Origin of the sequence: Pseudomonas sp. 09C 129 (assembly GCF_002843625.1) — a bacterium.
Classification (GTDB): Bacteria; Pseudomonadota; Gammaproteobacteria; order Pseudomonadales; family Pseudomonadaceae; genus Aquipseudomonas; species Aquipseudomonas chlororaphis.
In genome coordinates, this window is sequence record NZ_CP025261.1 from 6,212,329 (window position 1) to 6,226,157 (window position 13,829).

General features: G+C 63.4%; 14 protein-coding genes. 12 read left to right on the forward strand and 2 right to left on the reverse strand.

Annotation, left to right across the window (positions count from 1 at the left end; all coding sequences use genetic code 11):
• The first annotated feature begins 18 nt into the window (after nt 1-18).
• The 12 genes from CXQ81_RS27675 to CXQ81_RS27730 all read left to right on the forward strand — a co-directional run bounded on the left by CXQ81_RS27675 (nt 19) and on the right by CXQ81_RS27730 (nt 12,348).
• Nucleotides 19-1,908 (forward strand): anthranilate synthase family protein, encoded by a 1,890-nt coding sequence (locus tag CXQ81_RS27675; protein WP_371860914.1) that lies wholly within the window; start codon nt 19-21, stop codon nt 1,906-1,908.
• Nucleotides 1,909-1,910: 2 nt separating this feature from the next.
• On the forward strand, nt 1,911-2,747 hold the full coding sequence (locus tag CXQ81_RS27680; RefSeq protein ID WP_087092059.1) for a PhzF family phenazine biosynthesis protein: 837 nt from the start codon (nt 1,911-1,913) through the stop codon (nt 2,745-2,747).
• Entirely contained in the window at nt 2,744-3,412 is a 669-nt protein-coding gene (gene phzG / locus CXQ81_RS27685) for a phenazine biosynthesis FMN-dependent oxidase PhzG (RefSeq protein WP_101339099.1), read from the forward strand. Before CXQ81_RS27680 ends, phzG begins: the two co-directional genes overlap by 4 nt.
• A gap of 111 nt (nt 3,413-3,523) precedes the next feature.
• A complete protein-coding gene (gene asnB, locus CXQ81_RS27690) occupies nt 3,524-5,356 on the forward strand; it encodes an asparagine synthase (glutamine-hydrolyzing) (RefSeq protein ID WP_101339100.1) in 1,833 nt (610 codons plus the stop codon).
• 287 nt (nt 5,357-5,643) lie between these two features.
• Nucleotides 5,644-7,482, forward strand: a complete 1,839-nt coding sequence (ggt, locus tag CXQ81_RS27695) for a gamma-glutamyltransferase (protein WP_101339101.1) — start codon at nt 5,644-5,646, stop codon at nt 7,480-7,482.
• A 175-nt stretch (nt 7,483-7,657) separates the two neighbouring features.
• A complete protein-coding gene (locus tag CXQ81_RS27700; protein WP_101339102.1) occupies nt 7,658-8,158 on the forward strand; it encodes a GNAT family N-acetyltransferase in 501 nt (166 codons plus the stop codon).
• Between the two features lie 581 nt (nt 8,159-8,739).
• On the forward strand, nt 8,740-9,036 hold the full coding sequence (locus CXQ81_RS27705) for a DUF3077 domain-containing protein (protein ID WP_101339103.1): 297 nt from the start codon (nt 8,740-8,742) through the stop codon (nt 9,034-9,036).
• Nucleotides 9,037-9,136: 100 nt separating this feature from the next.
• Nucleotides 9,137-9,439: a type II toxin-antitoxin system HigB family toxin gene (locus tag CXQ81_RS27710; RefSeq protein WP_101339104.1), complete on the forward strand. Its 303-nt coding sequence runs from the start codon at nt 9,137-9,139 to the stop codon at nt 9,437-9,439.
• A 5-nt stretch (nt 9,440-9,444) separates the two neighbouring features.
• A complete protein-coding gene (locus tag CXQ81_RS27715) occupies nt 9,445-9,816 on the forward strand; it encodes a type II toxin-antitoxin system HigA family antitoxin (RefSeq protein ID WP_092417716.1) in 372 nt (123 codons plus the stop codon).
• A gap of 232 nt (nt 9,817-10,048) precedes the next feature.
• Complete coding sequence (locus CXQ81_RS27720; protein ID WP_101339105.1) at nt 10,049-10,861, forward strand: GyrI-like domain-containing protein; 813 nt, start codon at nt 10,049-10,051, stop codon at nt 10,859-10,861.
• Nucleotides 10,862-10,968: 107 nt separating this feature from the next.
• Nucleotides 10,969-11,685: a polyphenol oxidase family protein gene (locus CXQ81_RS27725; protein WP_101339106.1), complete on the forward strand. Its 717-nt coding sequence runs from the start codon at nt 10,969-10,971 to the stop codon at nt 11,683-11,685.
• Nucleotides 11,686-11,766: 81 nt separating this feature from the next.
• A complete protein-coding gene (locus tag CXQ81_RS27730) occupies nt 11,767-12,348 on the forward strand; it encodes a hypothetical protein (protein ID WP_256593439.1) in 582 nt (193 codons plus the stop codon).
• A 9-nt stretch (nt 12,349-12,357) separates the two neighbouring features.
• Here the strand turns inward: CXQ81_RS27730 and CXQ81_RS27735 are convergent, their stop codons facing one another.
• Both CXQ81_RS27735 and ddlA read right to left on the reverse strand, forming a co-directional pair.
• Nucleotides 12,358-12,711, reverse strand: coding sequence for a gamma-glutamylcyclotransferase family protein (locus tag CXQ81_RS27735; protein ID WP_009045601.1), 354 nt, complete (start codon nt 12,709-12,711; stop codon nt 12,358-12,360).
• 15 nt (nt 12,712-12,726) lie between these two features.
• The gene (gene ddlA, locus CXQ81_RS27740) at nt 12,727-13,821 is read right to left on the reverse strand and encodes a D-alanine--D-alanine ligase (RefSeq protein ID WP_101339108.1); all 1,095 of its coding nucleotides are present in this window, start codon (nt 13,819-13,821) and stop codon (nt 12,727-12,729) included.
• Nucleotides 13,822-13,829 lie beyond the last annotated feature (8 nt).

A 13,829-nucleotide genomic window follows, 5' to 3' on the forward strand; every position in this document is an offset into this window, starting at 1 on the left:
CAGACCGCAGCCCACCTCATGGAACGCATCCTGCAACCGGCTCCCGAGCCGTTTGCCCTGTTGTACCGCCCGGAATCCAGCGGCCCCGGCCTGCTGGACGTGCTGATCGGCGAAATGTCGGAACCGCAGGTCCTGGCCGATATCGACTTGCCTGCCACCTCGATCGGCGCGCCTCGCCTGGATGTACTGGCGCTGATCCCCTACCGGCAGATCGCCGAGCGCGGTTTCGAGGCGGTGGACGATCAGTCGCCGCTGCTGGCGATGAACATCACCGAGCAGCAATCCATCAGCATCGAACGCTTGCTGGGGTTGCTGCCCAACGTGCCGATCCAGTTGAACAGCGAACGCTTCGACCTCAGCGACGCGAGCTACGCCGAGATCGTCAGCCAGGTGATCGCCAACGAAATCGGCTCCGGGGAAGGCGCCAACTTCGTCATCAAGCGCACCTTCCTGGCCGAGATCAGCGAGTACGGCCCGGCCAGTGCGCTGTCGTTCTTTCGCCATCTGCTGGAACGGGAGAAAGGCGCCTACTGGACGTTCATCATCCACACCGGCAGCCGTACCTTCGTGGGTGCGTCCCCCGAGCGCCACATCAGCATCAAGGATGGGCTCGCGGTGATGAACCCCATCAGCGGCACTTACCGCTATCCGCCCGCCGGCCCCAACCTGACGGAAGTCATGGACTTTTTGGCGGATCGCAAGGAGGCCGACGAGCTCTACATGGTGGTGGATGAAGAGCTGAAAATGATGGCGCGCATCTGTGACGACGGCGGCCACGTCCTCGGTCCTTACCTCAAGGAAATGGCGCACCTGGCCCACACCGAGTACTTCATCGAAGGCAAGACCCATCGCGATGTACGGGAAATCCTGCGCGAAACCCTGTTTGCCCCGACCGTCACCGGCAGCCCGCTGGAAAGCGCCTGCCGGGTCATCCAGCGCTATGAGCCGCAAGGCCGCGCGTACTACAGCGGCATGGCTGCGCTGATCGGCAGCGATGGCAAGGGCGGGCGTTCCCTGGACTCGGCGATCCTGATTCGCACCGCCGACATCGATAACAGCGGCGAGGTGCGGATCAGCGTGGGCTCGACCATCGTGCGCCATTCCGACCCGATGACCGAGGCTGCCGAAAGCCGGGCCAAGGCCACCGGCCTGATCAGCGCACTGAAAAACCAGGCGCCCTCGCGCTTCGGCAATCACCTGCAAGTGCGCGCCGCATTGGCCAGCCGCAATGCCTACGTCTCGGACTTCTGGCTGATGGACAGCCAGCAGCGGGAGCAGCTCCAGGCCGACTTCAGCGGGCGCCGGGTGCTGATCGTCGACGCCGAAGACACCTTCACCTCGATGATCGCCAAGCAACTGCGGGCCCTGGGCCTGGTAGTGACGGTATGCAGCTTCAGCGACGAATACAGCTTTGACGGCTACGACCTGGTCATCATGGGCCCCGGCCCCGGTAACCCGAGCGAAGTCCAACAGCCGAAAATCAACCACCTGCACGTGGCCATCCGCTCCTTGCTCAGCCAGCAGCGGCCGTTCCTTGCGGTGTGCCTGAGCCATCAGGTGCTGAGCTTGTGCCTGGGCCTGGAACTGCAGCGCAAAGCCATTCCCAACCAGGGTGTGCAAAAACAGATCGACCTGTTTGGCAACGCCGAACGGGTGGGTTTCTACAACACCTTCGCCGCCCAGAGTTCGAGTGACCGCCTGGACATCGACGGCATCGGCACCGTCGAAATCAGCCGCGACAGCGAAACCGGCGAGGTGCATGCCCTGCGTGGGCCGTCGTTCGCCTCCATGCAGTTTCATGCCGAGTCGCTGCTGACCCAGGAAGGCCCGCGCATCATCGCCGACCTGCTGCGGCACGCCCTCATCCACACACCTGTCGAGAGTAACGCTTCGGCTGCCGGGAGATAACCATGCACCATTACGTCATCATCGACGCCTTTGCCAGCGCCCCGCTGGAAGGCAATCCGGTCGCGGTGTTCTTTGACGCCGATGACTTGTCGGCCGAGCAAATGCAACGCATCGCCCGGGAGATGAACCTGTCGGAAACCACCTTCGTGCTCAAGCCACGCAACTGTGGCGATGCGCTGATCCGGATCTTCACCCCGGTCAACGAACTGCCCTTCGCCGGACACCCGTTGCTGGGCACGGCCATTGCCCTGGGGGCGCACACCGACAATCACCGGCTGTTCCTGGAAACCCAGATGGGCACCATCGCCTTTGACCTGGAGCGCCAGAACGGCAACGTCGTCGCCGCCAGCATGGACCAGCCGATACCGACCTGGACGGCCCTGGGGCGCGACGCCGAATTGCTCAAGGCCCTGGGCATCAGCGACTCGACCTTTCCCATCGAGATCTATCACAACGGCCCGCGTCATGTGTTCGTCGGCCTGCCGAGCATCGCCGCGTTGTCCGCCCTGCACCCCGACCACCGTGCCCTGTCCAGCTTCCACGACATGGCCATCAACTGTTTTGCCGGCGCGGGACGGCGTTGGCGCAGCCGGATGTTCTCACCGGCCTATGGGGTGGTCGAGGATGCGGCCACAGGCTCCGCTGCCGGGCCCTTGGCGATTCATCTGGCGCGTCATGGCCAGATCGAGTTCGGCCAGCAGATCGAGATTCTTCAGGGCGTGGAAATCGGCCGCCCTTCACTCATGTTCGCCAGGACCGAGGGCCACGCCGATCAACTGACGCGGGTCGAAGTATCAGGCAATGGCGTCACCTTCGGACGGGGGACCATCGTTCTATGAACAGTTCAGTACTAGGCCAGCCGCTGCTGGGTAAAGGCATGTCGGAATCCCTGACCGGCACACTGGATGCGCCGTTTCCCGAGTACCAGACGCTGCCTGCCAATCCCATGAGCGTTCTGCACAACTGGCTCGAACGCGCACGCCGCGTGGGCATCCGCGAACCCCGTGCGCTGGCGCTGGCCACGGCGGACAGCCAGGGCCGGCCTTCGACGCGCATCGTGGTGATCAGTGAGATCAATGACACCGGGGTGCTGTTCAGCACCCATGCCGCAAGCCAGAAAGGCCGCGAACTGACAGAGAACCCCTGGGCCTCGGGTGTGCTGTATTGGCGCGAAACCAGCCAGCAGATCATCCTCAATGGCCAGGCCGTGCGCTTGCCGGATGCCAAGGCTGACGAGGCGTGGCTGAAGCGCCCTTATGCCACGCATCCGATGTCATCGGTGTCTCGCCAGAGTGAAGAACTCAAGGATGTTCAAGCCATGCGCAGCGCCGCCAGGGAACTGGCCGACGTGCAAGGTCCGCTGCCGCGTCCCGAGGGTTATTGCGTGTTTGAGTTGCGGCTTGAGTCGTTGGAGTTCTGGGGTAACGGCCAGGAGCGCCTGCATGAGCGCCTGCGCTATGACCGCAGCGATACGGGCTGGAAGGTACGGCGTTTGCAACCCTGAATAACGCAGGTATTTGCACGAGACCCGCCTCGTCGACGAGTCAACCAAGGTGGCATGACTCGCTCAAGACAGAGCTGGCGCGGTTCAATGATTAATGACAGGAGTTACTAAATGTGTGGTCTCACAGGATGGGTAGACTATACGCGCAGGCTCGAAGGGGAAGACCCTGCGATTCGCGCCATGACCAATACGCTCGCACTGCGCGGGCCTGATGCCGAAGGCATATGGAAACATCGACATGCTCTGCTGGGGCATCGGCGGCTGGCGGTCATCGACCTGAGCGGCGGTACCCAGCCAATGGTCTATCGCTTTGCGGACGGCCAGGAGGTCTCGCTGGTCTACACAGGGGAGGTCTACAACCACGATGCGTTGCGCGACCAGCTACGACAGGCGGGGCATGAATTTCAGACCCGCAGCGATACCGAGGTCGTGCTGCATGCCTACCTGGAATGGGGCGAGCGTTGCTGCGATCACCTGACAGGCATGTTCGCCTTCGCCCTGTTCGACGGACGCGATGGCCACCTGCTGTTGGTACGCGATCGCCTGGGGATCAAGCCGCTGTTCTATGCCCGGCATCGCGAAGGGCTGCTCTTCGGCTCGGAGATCAAGGCCATCCTGGCTCACCCGGAGTTCACCACGGGGCTGGAGGTGACGGGGCTGGTCGACGTGCTCACGCTGTCGAAGGGAACCGCCCAGACGCCTTTCCGGAACCTGATGGAGCTGCTTCCCGGCCACTTCCTGTCCTGGCGCCCCAATGGGCAGATAAAGATCCAGTGCTACTGGAAGGTACGCCGCCAGGAGCACCAGGACGACCTGCAGACGACCGTGCAACAGACCCGCGAGTTGGTCACCCACGCGCTGGGCTCGCAGTTGTATGCCGACGTTCCCGTGTGCTCGCTGCTGTCCGGCGGGCTCGACTCCACCACCCTCACGGCCATCGCGCAACGTATCGTCAAGGCGAAGACCGGCGGGGATATCAATTCCTTTTCGGTGGACTTCACTGGCCAGTCCGCGCAGTTCAAGAGCGACGACCTGCGTCCCGACCAGGACCAGCCCTTTGCCCTGTTGGCCGCGGAGTTCATCGGTAGCCGGCACCAGACCGTCCTCATCGACAATGAGGAACTGATCTCCGACCTGGCGCGCGAGGAGGTATTCCGCGCCAAGGACGTACCGTTCACCTTCGGCGACATGGATACCTCGTTGAACCTGTTGTTCAGGGAAATTCGCAAGCACTCCACGGTGGCCATCTCCGGGGAGGGTGCCGATGAGGTCTTCGGTGGCTATGGCTGGTTCCGTGATCCTCAGGTCATCGCCTCCGCGTCCTTTCCATGGGCGTCGCGAGTGAAGTTGCCGGCCGCGTTTATCAATGCCGACTTCAACCGCCAATGCGATCTCGCCCAGTACCAGCAGGCGAGCTACGACGATGCGCTGCGCCAGGTCGAGCACCTGGCGCAAGACAGCCCGCACGAGCGCCGGATGCGCGAGCTTTGCCACATGCACCTGAAACGCTGGATGGTGATGCTGCTGGATCGCAAGGACCGCCTGAGCATGTGCAACAGCCTCGAGGTACGTGTGCCGTTCACCGATCACCAATTGGTCGAGTACATCTATAACGTGCCTTGGTCGATCAAGAGCAAGGATGGCGAGGAGAAGTGGCTGCTCAAGCAGGCCTGTGCCGACCTGGTACCGGAGGCGGTGCTCAAACGCCGCAAGAGCCCCTATCCGACCTCAGCCGACCTGGGCTACGAACGCTTCCTGCGCCAGAGTGCCCGGCAGCTTCTGCAGGACACGGGGAACCCGGTGTTCGGCATCGTATCCCACGCCTATATGGCCGAGGAACTGCGCCAGCCCGAGGGCTACTTCAATACGCAAATGAGCCGGCACAACCTGGAAACAGCGCTGGCGCTGGATGCCTGGCTACGTTTGCACGGGATCTCGCTCTGATACGAGCCTGAGGCAGCCACAGGCAGGCCCGCCGGCCTGTGGCTGCCATTGCCGGCATGATGTTTCTACCTTGATTCAAGGCGCCCCGCGCCCCGCGCCTTCAATGCCAAATCCCAGCAGCGCCACCGGCCACCTCCAGGCCAGTGTCCGGCATCGGGCCTTGCCCGCAAGCACCGGCAATCCCGGCACCGTAGCGCCCAGCGAAAGGGTCAGCATGGGCCCGCTCACTGTTGTACATTCCTCCCCACGGACGACACATCATTTACCCAGTGAACGGAGTTCAACGCGTGTTCTCGACCCTCAATCCGCGTCACCGCCGGCTTGCCAGTTTCTCGCTGCTCGCCGTCGCCTTAAGCCTCGCCGCCTGCAACACTTGCGCCCCTTCCCACACCGCCCTGCCCCCCGCCCCGGAAATCGCTTCGGGTTATCGCACCGACCTGCAAGTGCAACACGCCGACCGGCATATGGCGGCCGCGGCCAACCCGTTGGCGGCCGAAGCCGGGCGCGAAATGTTGCGCAAGGGTGGTTCGGCCATCGATGCGGCGATTGCCATGCAAGCGGTATTGACCCTGGTGGAGCCGCAGTCGTCGGGTATCGGCGGCGGGGCCTTGATCGTGCTCTGGGACGGCAAGGCGGTGCGCACGTACGACGGTCGCGAAACCGCGCCGGCCGGGGCCACCGAGAAGCTGTTCCTGCAAGCCGACGGCAAGCCCATGCCGTTCCCCCAGGCACAGATCGGCGGCCGTTCGGTGGGTACGCCCGGCGTGCTGCGCGCCCTGGAACTGGCCCATGAAAAACACGGCCGCCTGCCGTGGGCGCAGCTGTTCGAGCCGGCGATTCGCCTGGCGGACCAGGGTTTCCCGATCTCTCCGCGCCTGCACAGCATGATCGTCGCCGATCCGTACCTGGCGAAATCGCCGGACATGGCCGCCTACTTCCTGCAGGCCGATGGCACGCCGAAAGCCGTCGGCACCCTGCTGAAAAACCCGCAGTTGGCCGCCGTGCTCGAACGTATCGCCAAAGAGGGCCCGAACGCTCTGTACCAAGGGCCGGTCGCCCGGGAAATCGTCGCCAAGGTGCAGGGCCACGCCAACCCGGGCAGCCTGTCGCTCAACGACCTGCAAGGCTACCGCGCCAAGGAGCGCGAACCGCTGTGCACCGACTACAAGCGCTGGCAGGTCTGCGGCATGCCGCCGCCTTCGTCGGGCGGGATCGCCCTGGCGCAGATACTCGGCACCCTGCAGGCGCTGGAAGCCCGCGATCCGCGTTATGCGCTGCCACCGTTGAAACCGGCCAAGACCCATCTGCCGGCCGGCCTCGAACCGGCGCCTGAAGCCGTGCACCTGATCGCCGAAGCCGAACGCCTGGCCTACGCCGACCGCGCGTTGTACGTGGCGGATTCGGACTTCGCCCCGGTGCCGATCGCCGGCCTGGTCGCCCCGCGATACCTGGCCCAGCGCGCTGCCTTGATCGGCGAGCGCAGCATGGCCAAGGCCGAGCCCGGCAAGCCCCAGGGCATCCAGGTGGCCTACGCCCCGGATCGCTCGCCGATGCGTATCTCCACCTCGCAAGTGGTGGCGGTGGATGACCAGGGCGGCGCGGTGTCCATGACCACCACCGTGGAGGCGGCCTTCGGCTCGCACCTGATGGTCCAGGGCTTCATGCTCAACAACCAGATGACCGACTTCTCCTTTATCCCCGAAGAGAACGGCCAGCCGGTGGCCAACCGCGTGCAGCCGGGCAAACGCCCACGCTCGTCCATGGCGCCGACCCTGGTCTTCGACCGCGACAGCGGTGAACTGCTGGCCACCGTCGGCTCGCCGGGCGGCTCGCAGATCATCGAGTACGTGGCCAAGTCGGTGATCGGCATGCTCGACTGGAACCTCGACCCGCAAGCCGCCATCAGCCTGCCCAACTTCGGCAGCCGCAACGGCCCGACCGAACTGGAACAAGGCCAGCTCACCCCTGGGTTGAAAGCGGCGCTGAAAGCCAAGGGGCATGAGGTGACCGACATCGACATGACCAGCGGCACCCAGGCGATCGTGCGGGTACGCGATGCCCAGGGTAAAACCTCATGGGCCGGTGGCGCCGATCCACGGCGTGAAGGGGCAGCGTTGGGGGATTGAGGCCAACGCAGGAAAACCCAAGGGGCTTGCCGCGAGGTGGGCCCTTTTTATTTTTCACGCCGCGCAAGCGCGGGCATGGGTGATGAATGCTGTATGCCGATTTTTCCTGCGTTCTGTGTCTGACGCCGTCTTTCGATCGCTCCTAGCATCAGGTTTTTTGGCCGAGGTGCAGGCGATGAACCCGATTCCCGGCGGTATCGATTTTTCCGGCTTAACGGTGCGCCGACTGGTGGCCGACGACCTCGAACTGGTCTGCCGGCACCGCGAGGCGATGTTCCTCGAAGCGGGAGGTGAACCCGCGGCCCTGCAAGTGATGAGCGAACACTTCCGCCCCTGGCTGCGCGAGCGCTTGCCCGATGGCCGCTATTACGGCTTTGCCCTGCTGGACGGCCAGCAACCGGTGGCGGCGATTGGCTTGATGAGCATCGACTGGCCGCCCCACCCGGCCCATCCGACCCAGGACCAGCGCGGTTATGTGCTCAACCTGTACGTCGAACCCGCCTACCGGCGCCGAGGGCTGGCCTCGGCGCTGATGAAGCTGGCGGAAGCCGAATTCATCCAGCGCGGGCTGAGCTTCGCCGTGTTGCATGCGACCGAGGTGGGCAAGCCGGTGTATGCCGGATTGGGCTGGGCGGCCACCGCGGAAATGGCCAAGGTGCTGAACACAGGCCTGTAGCCGCTGCCGAGCCCGCGAGGCTGCTAACGACCCCGCAGGGGCGCAGGGATCTTGCGACCGCTGGAGGACCTTCGGTCCTATCGCAGCCTTCGGCAGCGGCTACAGGGGCCAATGGGCTTTCGACTGGTGCGTTAGGCCTTTTGGGTAGCCGCTGCCGAAGGCTGCGATCGACCGGAACGGGCGCAGCGATCTTACTGACGCCGAAGGCCCTTCGGGCCTTATCGCAGCCTTCGGCAGCGGCTACAGAATCCTTTAGGGCATTCAAGAAATGCGCACATCCCATAGTCACAGAATGTCGCAGTAACAGCGTTGCGACTCCATCTCTTCCACCCTATGGTTCGACCATCGCTGCAAAACCAGCGAACAGGCTTGGCGGCCTGATAGAATCGAGGCGCACAAGCGCCCCCACCTTTGCAGGCGCTTTTTTTTGCGCCCGCATACCTGCGTTATGACGGGTTGCGTGGGAGAACCTTCGGGTTCGCCGGTTGCCTTGATTCCCGGTCCGCCAATCCTGCGTAACCCGTCACCCTGATCTGTTTGGCGGCAGACGGTGATGATTCTTCGAATCAAGGAGGTTCACCATGAAACACCCCCTCAATCCGTCCCCTTCCTCCCTGCACACCCTCGGCGAAATAACCTTTGCCAATTGTGGCGAAGGCCAACGTCCGCTGCTGCGGGTCAACGCCGACGTACCCCTGGCCGACGCCCTGGAACACGCTTCGTTGCTGCTACATCTGGCAAAACAGTTGACCCTGGACGCGGCCATGGAACCACAGGCGGACCGCTATGCTTGGGCGGCACATTACCTGGGTGAGATGGGTAAAGCGGTGATGGATGATGTGCACACCGCGATGACAGCAGGCGCTGATCGACACTGAGCCACACCTCTGGGACGGGTAGCCTCGATGACTATCCGTCCATCGGCTTCCTCTCTCACCCCATTGCTTAAGTCCCATGACGGGACTAGGATTTCGAGCCATGAGGATTATCGCCGTCAGTCATTTGAAGACGTTCTGGGAACAGCACCCGGATGTCGAACAACCGCTTCTGGCCTGGATCGATGAAGCGCGCAATGCCAACTGGTCCAATCCGGCACAGATCAAGGAGCAGTTTTGCAGCGCCAGCATTCTTAAAAGCCGTCGTGTGGTGTTCAACATCAAAGGCAATGACCACCGCTTGGTAGTCGCCGTGGCTTACCGCTTTGGCGCCCTCTACATCAAGTTCGTTGGCACTCACCAGCAGTACGATGCCATCGACGCCGACCGCGTTGAAATGGAGTAACGACCATGCAGATTCGCCCTATCCACACCGACCAGGACTACCGCGCGGCGCTCAAGCAAGTGTCGGTGCTGTTCGATAACGAGCCCGAACCCGGCACCGCAGAAGGCGACTACTTCGACGTGATGATCACTCTGATCGAAGCCTATGAAGCCAAGCACTTCCCGGTCGACCTGCCCAACCCGATCGACGCCATCAAGTTCCGCATGGAGCAATCGGGCCTGTCGGCCGCCGACCTGGCTCCCGCCATCGGCCGAACCAACCGGGTCTACGAAGTACTCAACGGCAAACGCGCCCTGACCCTGCCAATGATCTGGAAACTGCACCAACTGTTCGGCATCCCCGCCGAGAGCCTGATCAAGCCGGTGAAATCGGTCTGAGCCGCTCCATCCGCTGCATACATCCACCATCACCGCCCTATGCCCTATGCCCTATGCCCTCGTTGTCCACGATGGCATTTTCATGTGAACTCCATCGCTGTGGGCCCCGACCCCATGACAGGTCCGAACATCCCCCCGTGATAACCAGAAAAAAGAGAAGACGGCCTTGAGCTTGCCCTTGGGTAAACCCCTAAAGTGCCGCTCGACCCTCACCACAAAAAAGGACGTTTGCATGCTCACCATCGGTCAAATGGCCCGCTGCCATGACCTCACCACCAAGACCTTGCGCCACTACGACAGCATCGGTCTGTTCACCCCGGCGCTGACCGGGCAGGACAACGGTTATCGCTATTACAAGCCGGAGCAGATCGGCGTCCTCGGGCGCATTGTCTGGTTGCGGCAGCTGGGCATGGGGCTGGAGGAGATTCGTGGGCTGGCGGACAGCGGTGCGCTGCACAGTGTGTTGAGTCTGCGCCAGGCGTTGCAGGCCCATGCCGGTGAGCTGGAAACCCAGATCGCCCGCAGCCAGAACGTGCTCGGCCAGTTGCAGCGTTATCTGGCGCAGCCCGAGCACAGCCTGCCGGCGCCGCAGACGCCGGTGCGGGTGACGCTGGCGGCGCAGCGCATCATCGGCATGGCCTGGCAGCAGGATGACCAGGGCTCGATTGCCGAGCTGTGGCAGCGCTTCGAGCCACGGGAGCAGGAGATCCAGCGCCTGGCCGAACCGGTCGGCACTTATGGTATTTGCCAGCCCTTGGGCGACGGCCAATGGCGCTACGTCGCCGGGCTGCCGGTCAGCGCCGAGGCGCCCTTGGTGGAAGGCATGGTGGAACTGGAAATCCCCGCCCGCCAGTACGCCCGGGTCGAGCATCGGGGCACGGTGCAGACCCTGCCGGAGACCTTCCGCGCCGCCTACAGCGAATGGCTGCCGGCCGCCGGGATGCGGGCCGACGAAGGGGTGGAGTTCGAGTACACCGGGGAGCGCTTTTTCGGGCCGATGCACCCGGACAGCGTGGTCGAACTCTATATCCCGCTGAAAAACTGATGCCGCGATCGGACGAGCTGCCGACCAGTTGACAGGCCTCTGTCAGCAAAAGGACTCATGATCCCGCTATGCTCTGTAGCAGTCCAAGGCAACAGAGCGAAGGTCCGATGAGTTTCCAGGCGCCAGTGTTGAAGCAGATACCGGGCATCCGTCACGAGTTTTCGCGTATCGGGGCAACAAAGCCCGCCAACCTGTTCTTCTGCTCCCAGGCCCACACCGGCGAGGTGGTGGAGGCCAGCACCACCCTGCCGAGCGGCATCATCCGCGGCGACGCGGTGTTCACCCGCACCGGTCGCCCCATTGCGGTGATCACCGCCGACTGCCTGCCGCTGCTGATCAGCAGCGAAGACGCCTCGTGGGTCGCCGCGGTCCATGCCGGCTGGAAAGGCTTGCACGGCGGCATCATCGACAATGTGCTGCAGCACTTCGCCGCCAAGGGCATCGCCGCCCATCAGCTGCGCGTGGCGTTCGGCCCGTCGATCAAGCCTTGCTGCTACGAAGTCAGCCCGGATTTCATTAACACCCTGTCGGCCAGCCAAGGCCACCTGTGGTCGCCGGAGCAGACACCCTGGAGCCGGCAGCGCCCCGCGCCACGACTGCCCCCGGAGATCGCCCCGCCAGCGCCGACCCGGCCGGACTCGCTGTGGTTCGACCTGAGCCTCTATGCCCTGAACCTGTTGCGCGCGGCAGGCATCGATGAGGAACAGATTGAACACTGCGAACACTGCACCTACTGTTCCAGCGCGACCCTGGCCAGCTATCGCCGCCGCGGCCACCGGGGCGAGGAGAAGTCCTTCCAGTATTCCTGGATCGGGCGCGCCTGAAACCGCATCTTCAGATTTATCGCGATAGGTCCTTGGCATCGCACCGGGTTAATCTTGCGCGCCCTGTAGACCCACAAAGGAATGATCGTGTCTGACAAGCTCTATGCCCCGTCTCAAGCCCAGCTGGCCACTGCCAGCGACGTGCAGCGCCCTTTCTACGTAGTGTCCAAGACCAAGTTCATGACCCTGTTCATGCTGACCTTCGGCCTCTACCTGCTGTACTGGGCCTACAAGAACTGGCAGCAGTTCAAGCAGGCCAGCGGACAACCCATGTGGCCCATCGCCCGAGCCATGCTCATGCTGTTCTACACCCACGCGCTGTACCGCGAAGCCAATACCCTGATCAAGAAAAACGGCCGTCGCCATGACTGGCTACCGTGGGACCTGGCTTCGCAGTTCGTGGTGATACTGCTGATCAGCCACGGCCTTGATGGCATGTCCAAAAGGCATCCCGACAATCTGTGGCTGGATATCGCCAGCCTGGTGCTGTTGCCGATCCAGGCGCTGGTGACCTTCAAGGGCCAGCGCGGCCTCAACGCCGCCGCCGGTGACCCACTGGGCGAAAGCAACGCGCGGTTCACCCCGATCAACTATGTGTTCATGGCTCTCGGGGCAACGCTGTGGTGCACGATGCTGTACTACATGGCCACGACTGTGAACTGAGCCCGGGCCTCAAACGCTCACATACACCCACGCCTCGATCCCGGACTGCAGCACCACGCTCACGCGTTTGTAGTCCGCCACCTCGTAGCTGTCCGCCGCGGCCAGCTCCTGGGCAGTAATGCGAAACACCGTGCCCGGGATAGGCGCGCTGGCCGCGCTGCCCGGGCGCAGGATCGGGTGATGGGTCTTGCCGCTGGTGGCCAGCACCTGGGGGTCGGTGATCTGCACCCAGGCCTGTTCATACCCCGGCAGCGCGTCCGCGCTGCCCTCCAGCTCGCGACCGAAGTTGGCCAGTTGCACGGCCTTGTCCTGCAAGGTGCCGTAGGAAAACAGGTACTGCGACGCTTCAGTGGCAACGCTCATTGTTCACTCCAGAATTCAGCGGCTGATTTTCAACGCCTGGCGCGCCGCATGGCGCTCCAGCGCCAACTCGATCAGGCGGCTGACCAGTTCGCTGTAGGTCATGCCCGCGGCCTGCCACAGCTTCGGGTACATGCTGATGCGGGTGAAACCGGGCAGCGAATTGATCTCGTTGATCAACACTTCGCCGCCCTGGGTCAGGAACACATCGACCCGTGCCAACCCCGAACAGCCCAGCACCTGGAACGCCTCGACCGCCAGGGTGCGAATGCGCTCGCTGACCTCTTCGCTGAGGTCCGCCGGCACCACCACCTGGGCCGCCTGGTCGTCGATGTATTTGCTGTCGTAGGAATAAAAACCGCTGCCGACCACGATTTCCCCGCAACCGCTGGCGATCGGCCGGTCGTTGCCCAGCACCGCGCATTCGATCTCGCGACCACTGACCGCCGACTCCACCAAGACCTTTTCATCGAAGCCCAGCGCCAGCTCGATGGCAGCGTGGTACTCCGCTGCGCTGGTGACCTTGCTCACGCCCACGGACGAGCCCTGGTTCGCCGGCTTGACGAACATCGGCAGGCCCAGTTTGCCCTGCGCCTGGGCAAAGTCGGTGCGCGCCGCGGTGGCCCGGTTCAGGGTGATAAAGGGCGTCACCGCCAGGCCGGCATCGCGCAGCAGGCGCTTGCTGATGTCCTTGTCCATGCACACCGCCGAACCCAGCACATCGGAACCCAGGAACGGCAGGTCGGCCATGCGCAGCAGGCCCTGCAGGCAACCGTCTTCGCCGAGGGTGCCGTGGACGATGGGGAAAATCACATCGACGTGGCCCAACAGTTCCTGGCTGGAGGTTTCCAGCAGTTGCTGGCTGGCCTTGCCCGGCACCACCGCCAGTTCGCGGTTGGACCGGTTGAGGGCGATCAGCGCCGGGTTTTCCTGGTTGATCAGGAAGTTCGAGGTGTCGTTGAGGTGCCAGTGGCCGTTCTTGTCGATGCCGATCAGCACCGGCTCGAAGCGTTCGCGATCCAGCGCGTCGACAATGTTGCGCGCCGATTGCAGCGACACTTCGTGTTCGGCCGAACGGCCACCAAAAATAATCCCGACCCGCAGCTTGCTCATGGTTTGTT

Bases quoted from the DNA above. Each gene is read 5' to 3' on its own strand.
- CXQ81_RS27705 (WP_101339103.1), top strand. From the start codon at position 8,740: ATGAAACACCCCCTCAATCCGTCCCCTTCCTCCCTGCACACCCTCGGC.
- CXQ81_RS27725 (WP_101339106.1), top strand. From the start codon at position 10,969: ATGAGTTTCCAGGCGCCAGTGTTGAAGCAGATACCGGGCATCCGTCAC.
- CXQ81_RS27710 (WP_101339104.1), top strand. From the start codon at position 9,137: ATGAGGATTATCGCCGTCAGTCATTTGAAGACGTTCTGGGAACAGCAC.
- CXQ81_RS27715 (WP_092417716.1), top strand. From the start codon at position 9,445: ATGCAGATTCGCCCTATCCACACCGACCAGGACTACCGCGCGGCGCTC.
- ddlA (WP_101339108.1), bottom strand. From the start codon at position 13,821: ATGAGCAAGCTGCGGGTCGGGATTATTTTTGGTGGCCGTTCGGCCGAA.
- CXQ81_RS27680 (WP_087092059.1), top strand. From the start codon at position 1,911: ATGCACCATTACGTCATCATCGACGCCTTTGCCAGCGCCCCGCTGGAA.
- phzG (WP_101339099.1), top strand. From the start codon at position 2,744: ATGAACAGTTCAGTACTAGGCCAGCCGCTGCTGGGTAAAGGCATGTCG.
- CXQ81_RS27735 (WP_009045601.1), bottom strand. From the start codon at position 12,711: ATGAGCGTTGCCACTGAAGCGTCGCAGTACCTGTTTTCCTACGGCACC.
- CXQ81_RS27700 (WP_101339102.1), top strand. From the start codon at position 7,658: ATGAACCCGATTCCCGGCGGTATCGATTTTTCCGGCTTAACGGTGCGC.
- asnB (WP_101339100.1), top strand. From the start codon at position 3,524: ATGTGTGGTCTCACAGGATGGGTAGACTATACGCGCAGGCTCGAAGGG.
- CXQ81_RS27720 (WP_101339105.1), top strand. From the start codon at position 10,049: ATGCTCACCATCGGTCAAATGGCCCGCTGCCATGACCTCACCACCAAG.
- CXQ81_RS27730 (WP_256593439.1), top strand. From the start codon at position 11,767: ATGATCGTGTCTGACAAGCTCTATGCCCCGTCTCAAGCCCAGCTGGCC.
- CXQ81_RS27675 (WP_371860914.1), top strand. From the start codon at position 19: ATGGAACGCATCCTGCAACCGGCTCCCGAGCCGTTTGCCCTGTTGTAC.